The sequence below is a fragment of the Chryseobacterium sp. 14P4.3.2 genome, assembly GCF_057799275.1.
Genome location: NZ_JBYOKO010000040.1, coordinates 1 through 3,973, shown reverse-complemented (window position 1 = coordinate 3,973; position 3,973 = coordinate 1). Strand labels below are relative to the sequence as shown.

Annotated in this window: 5 protein-coding genes and 2 pseudogenes; 1 reads left to right on the top strand and 6 read right to left on the bottom strand. The window is 32.3% G+C overall.

From position 1 onward, the window contains the following. A pseudogene (locus tag AC27VX_RS23570) lies at window positions 1–230 on the top strand (helix-turn-helix domain-containing protein); the annotation flags it as partial. 37 nt (window positions 231–267) lie between these two features. On the opposite strand, the gene AC27VX_RS23565 reads toward AC27VX_RS23570, so the two are convergent. The 6 genes and pseudogenes from AC27VX_RS23565 to AC27VX_RS23540 all read right to left on the bottom strand — a co-directional run. Continuing rightward, window positions 268–690, bottom strand: coding sequence for a hypothetical protein (locus tag AC27VX_RS23565; RefSeq protein WP_488698399.1), 423 nt, complete (start codon window positions 688–690; stop codon window positions 268–270). A gap of 40 nt (window positions 691–730) precedes the next feature. Continuing rightward, complete coding sequence (locus tag AC27VX_RS23560; RefSeq protein ID WP_488698397.1) at window positions 731–1,708, bottom strand: RHS repeat-associated core domain-containing protein; 978 nt, start codon at window positions 1,706–1,708, stop codon at window positions 731–733. Between the two features lie 161 nt (window positions 1,709–1,869). Beyond that, window positions 1,870–2,265, bottom strand: coding sequence for a hypothetical protein (locus tag AC27VX_RS23555; protein WP_488698395.1), 396 nt, complete (start codon window positions 2,263–2,265; stop codon window positions 1,870–1,872). Then, window positions 2,255–2,461, bottom strand: a complete 207-nt coding sequence (locus AC27VX_RS23550) for a helix-turn-helix transcriptional regulator (RefSeq protein ID WP_488698393.1) — start codon at window positions 2,459–2,461, stop codon at window positions 2,255–2,257. The genes AC27VX_RS23555 and AC27VX_RS23550 overlap by 11 nt, the downstream gene beginning before the upstream one ends. Before the next feature lie 117 nt (window positions 2,462–2,578). Next, entirely contained in the window at window positions 2,579–3,115 is a 537-nt protein-coding gene (locus AC27VX_RS23545) for a hypothetical protein (protein ID WP_488698391.1), read from the bottom strand. Then, window positions 3,115–3,973 (bottom strand): annotated as a pseudogene (locus AC27VX_RS23540) (hypothetical protein); the annotation flags it as partial. The gene AC27VX_RS23545 and the pseudogene AC27VX_RS23540, both read right to left, overlap by 1 nt.

Here is a 3,973-nt window from a genome sequence, read left to right as displayed (position 1 = left end):
ACAGCGGGGTGATTAAGCCCTCTATTGAAGTGGCTTCTAAATTGGCGGATGCTTTAGATGTAACGCTGGATTATTTAGTGGGCAAGTCTGAGAATATGACTTTGGATAAGAAAAACCTGCAACGTTTGCAGGATATTGAGCAACTTCCGGAAGAAGATAAAAAAAATATCTTTTACACAATTGATAACCTTATTAAAGCTGCTAAACTTAAAAACATTGCTGCTTTGTAAAAGTAAAACTCCGCTCAATGAGCGGAGTTTTTTGTTTTTACAGTTGAATAAACTCGTAATTTGATTGCTTTGTTTTTATAAAATTGAGCAGATTTTTATCCAGAGAAGATACTTCCCAAAAACCTCCATCAAAATAAGTAATTGTAAGAAAAAGATTATTATACATAATTGAATCTTCCTTTATTTTAGATTTTTCAAATTTGTCAGTATTATTATCTATTAGTAATAACAAATCATATATCTGAAACAATCCTGAAAGGCTTTCTTGCAACTGATTAAAATTAAGTATCAAACCTTTTTCATTCTCATTTATCGATTTTAGAAAATCAACAAACGACCCTTTAAAGCTTTCCTTTGGACTGCCATCGAAGAAAGATATTGAATAATTATATTCTTTAATCGTAGAATTAAACTCAACGATACTGTCTAGAATATTTACAAGCTCTGGAATCTCTTCCATATTATGACTTTGAATTCTTAATAATCTCATTATATAATATTTATAAGGGTTCAGCATTTCCTCTATGACGAGTTCCTCCTGTTTTATTGGGTTTCCATTTATGTTGATGAGGATTGGTATGAAGTCCTGGTCTACCGTGATCCGTATGGTCAACATCTCTTACTGGATTTCCATTTTTATCAAATTCACGTCCTTGCTTATATGAACCCTTTCTTCCTTGTTTAGTTCCAAGTTGAGTATGTTCTGTTCCTGCTGCTTCATCATCAGGTATAGCATTACCGTCTTTATCTCTACGAAGAAGATTGTCTGCTGTTCTTTCATTTCCCTCTTTCGGTACTTCTACACCATTTACATATTTATCTTCTCCAGCATTATCCTCAGTTTTCAAATTCCTCACTCCAGTGCTAGGATCGGCAATTGTTGTATGCCATTGTAAAGGAGGTTTCGTTGCCTGATCTACAATATAAGCAAGCCCTACGGCTGCAAGGATAAATAATCCGACACCACTTTCTGAAGTACTTAATCCAAGGGCGGTAGCGGCAGCATAACCACTATTATTACTATCTTTAGATTTTCCTAATAAATTAATCTGAGTGATTATGGAACTTCCAGTATTAAAATCTTTCCAAACACTCTTTTTTGCATCCCAATAAAACTCTCCATCTGAATCTTTCCAAAATTCTCCATCTTTCCTGCCATCACGATCTGGATAAGCTAATTCACCTTGCATTCCACTAGGATCATTAAATGAAATAGGATTATTCCAAACATAGCTATAAGCTTCATGAGTATATTGACTTCTAGGGTCAATCACAACCCATCTACCCAGGTCAGACATATACATTCTGGCTCCATAATCATACATACCCGTCTCCTGAAGTTCCTTGCCGTTATACTTGTAGTTGTAATAACTTCCAGATCCTCCAAAATGGTTTAATCCAAACGGATAATAATTATTTGTATCAGTAACTTTAAGAGCTCCTACGCTGTTTTTGACAAAACTTACTCTCACTCTCACGTTTCCTAAATGATCCTTGTACTGGTAAATATATATTTTTCTTTGAATTATAATTTTCCAGGCCAAATACACTTGAAAAATAATCTGAAATTAAAAATCTATAAAAATCAGAATAGGAAAATTCCTACTCTGATTTAGGTATTTTTGAGTTATAAAACTAGTCAACCTTTTTCAGGACTAGTCAGTTTTATCAATTGGGGTATAAAATTAATATCTGTGACAATGTCAATGCATTCATTTTCAGTATATATCGCATAGTGTTTCATCTCAACTTCATCATAAAAAGCTGCTGTTTCTTTTAAAAAATTAATATAACTGGAATTTTCAACAATATAAAAAACACTATCATCAATTATTTCAGAATTATTTTCTATAATTCTAAAAAGTATACTTTCATCAGAAATTCTATAAGAAAAATAATTTTCGAAAATTATTTTGTATGAGATATTATCTCTGCACATTGTTATATGCAATCCTTCAGAATTATTAACTATTGTATCAATGTAAAAATTCTCACTATCATCAATAAAATTCCATTTCTCAAAATTATTTTTCATTATTTGTATCTGATTCTTTGATATCTTCCACCGGAACGTCTAAAGCTTTGGCCAGCTTCTCCCATTCATCATCATAAATCCTTACATCACCGCTCTCTTTGCGGCTGTAATTGGATACATCCGTTGAGATAATCTTGGACATATATTCCTGCGTATAGCCCCGCTGTTTTCGTAAACTCTTTAGCTTTTCCATCATGATTTTTTATTCATTACTACAAATATAAAAAATTCAAACCTTTTATTCTATACCTAAACATTATCCCAAAAATTTATTTCTATTGTTCTGTTTCCATATACAAAGTTGTATGATTGATTAAATTGGACTGGGTTTAATGTTTTTTGACCTTATAAAAGAAGCAGGTGCCGGAACAATCAACTTTTCTCCTATATTCTGTTTATTATTATTTTCATCAACTACGCATAAACATATATCACATTCAAAGACTAATTTTTCAGAGTCAATTTCTACAAATGCACGAAGATTATCATCATGGCAACAAGGACAATCTTTATCAGATTTAAACACCAAAAGATTAAATATAATGTCTCTCGCATGTATAATTGCCCATTGAGGAGAATCCACTTTGGCTTGTATAATATCATATTGAATAATTTCATCTAATGAATACCAAACAACATTATCTGTATAAAAGATCTCTTCTATATTTAGCTTTTCATAATAACTGAAGTAATCTTTATATAAATTTTGTATTTGAACATCCTTTACCTCTTTTATTTCTTGTGTCCAATCTAGTAATAATTTCAATAAAGAGTAAGCATCCAAATTATCTCTATCCTGGATTATACTCTGTTTTAATTGTTCCCATTTTCTTAATATAATATGACTCATTATGGTGCTATTGGATATGTTGTTATTAAATTTCCTTTATAGTCTGTAATTACATTAATCCAAGAGGTAGCTGCTGCTCCTTGCTTTAAAGATGCATTACCTATTATTTGACCTGTATCTACAGTTCTTTGAAATTGCCCCCCAGTCAATGGTGTTAATGGAGAATTAATTACAGTTTTACTCTGTAATATATTTTTTAATTGCTCTTCTGTTGTACTAAAAACTGATCTATTGTTGCCTAATGGTCTGTTAAAATGTCCTTCTAATACATGTTTCCATCCAGCACTCACTGGTTCCCCACTTAAACGTAGAGGTGTAAAACGAGTAATTCCTTTTGCAATATTAATTCTAGAAGCATCTACATTAACAAATTTTTGTATTCCATTAGTATTTCCATGACTCACTTGAATCAGCATAGCCATTAACTGAATAGTTCCAACTGCATCTTGAGTCTCTTCATCTTGATAATCAACCACTGCATCAAGAGTAGCCCACCCTGCTGAAGCGACTAAATTACTTCCTCCCATTAGGAAAGTCCCCATAGTAAAAGCCAGGTTTCTTTCAAATTTTTCAGTGGCAAGAGCTGCTTTACTATTTCTGATACCAAAAGCTAATCTATCCTGAGAACCATGATAAGCATTTAAGCTTTGGATTCCCATAAATGAAAGCTTAGAATCACTTACATTTTTTGTCAGCTTAATTTCACCAATATCAATAGGATTATCAGGAGTAGAACCCTTCTTTGGTGGATCTTCCTCTCCAATCATTCCAGTTGGGTCGTTAAACCTTATAGGGTTTCCATAAACATATGAATATGGACTGTAAGCAAATTGTAATTCACTTAAAGGATCGTGTACT

Excerpts from the sequence above, each read along its gene's own strand:
- AC27VX_RS23555 (WP_488698395.1), bottom strand. The coding sequence starts at position 2,265 with ATGAAAAATAATTTTGAGAAATGGAATTTTATTGATGATAGTGAGAAT.
- AC27VX_RS23550 (WP_488698393.1), bottom strand. The coding sequence starts at position 2,461 with ATGATGGAAAAGCTAAAGAGTTTACGAAAACAGCGGGGCTATACGCAG.
- AC27VX_RS23545 (WP_488698391.1), bottom strand. The coding sequence starts at position 3,115 with ATGAGTCATATTATATTAAGAAAATGGGAACAATTAAAACAGAGTATA.
- AC27VX_RS23565 (WP_488698399.1), bottom strand. The coding sequence starts at position 690 with ATGGAAGAGATTCCAGAGCTTGTAAATATTCTAGACAGTATCGTTGAG.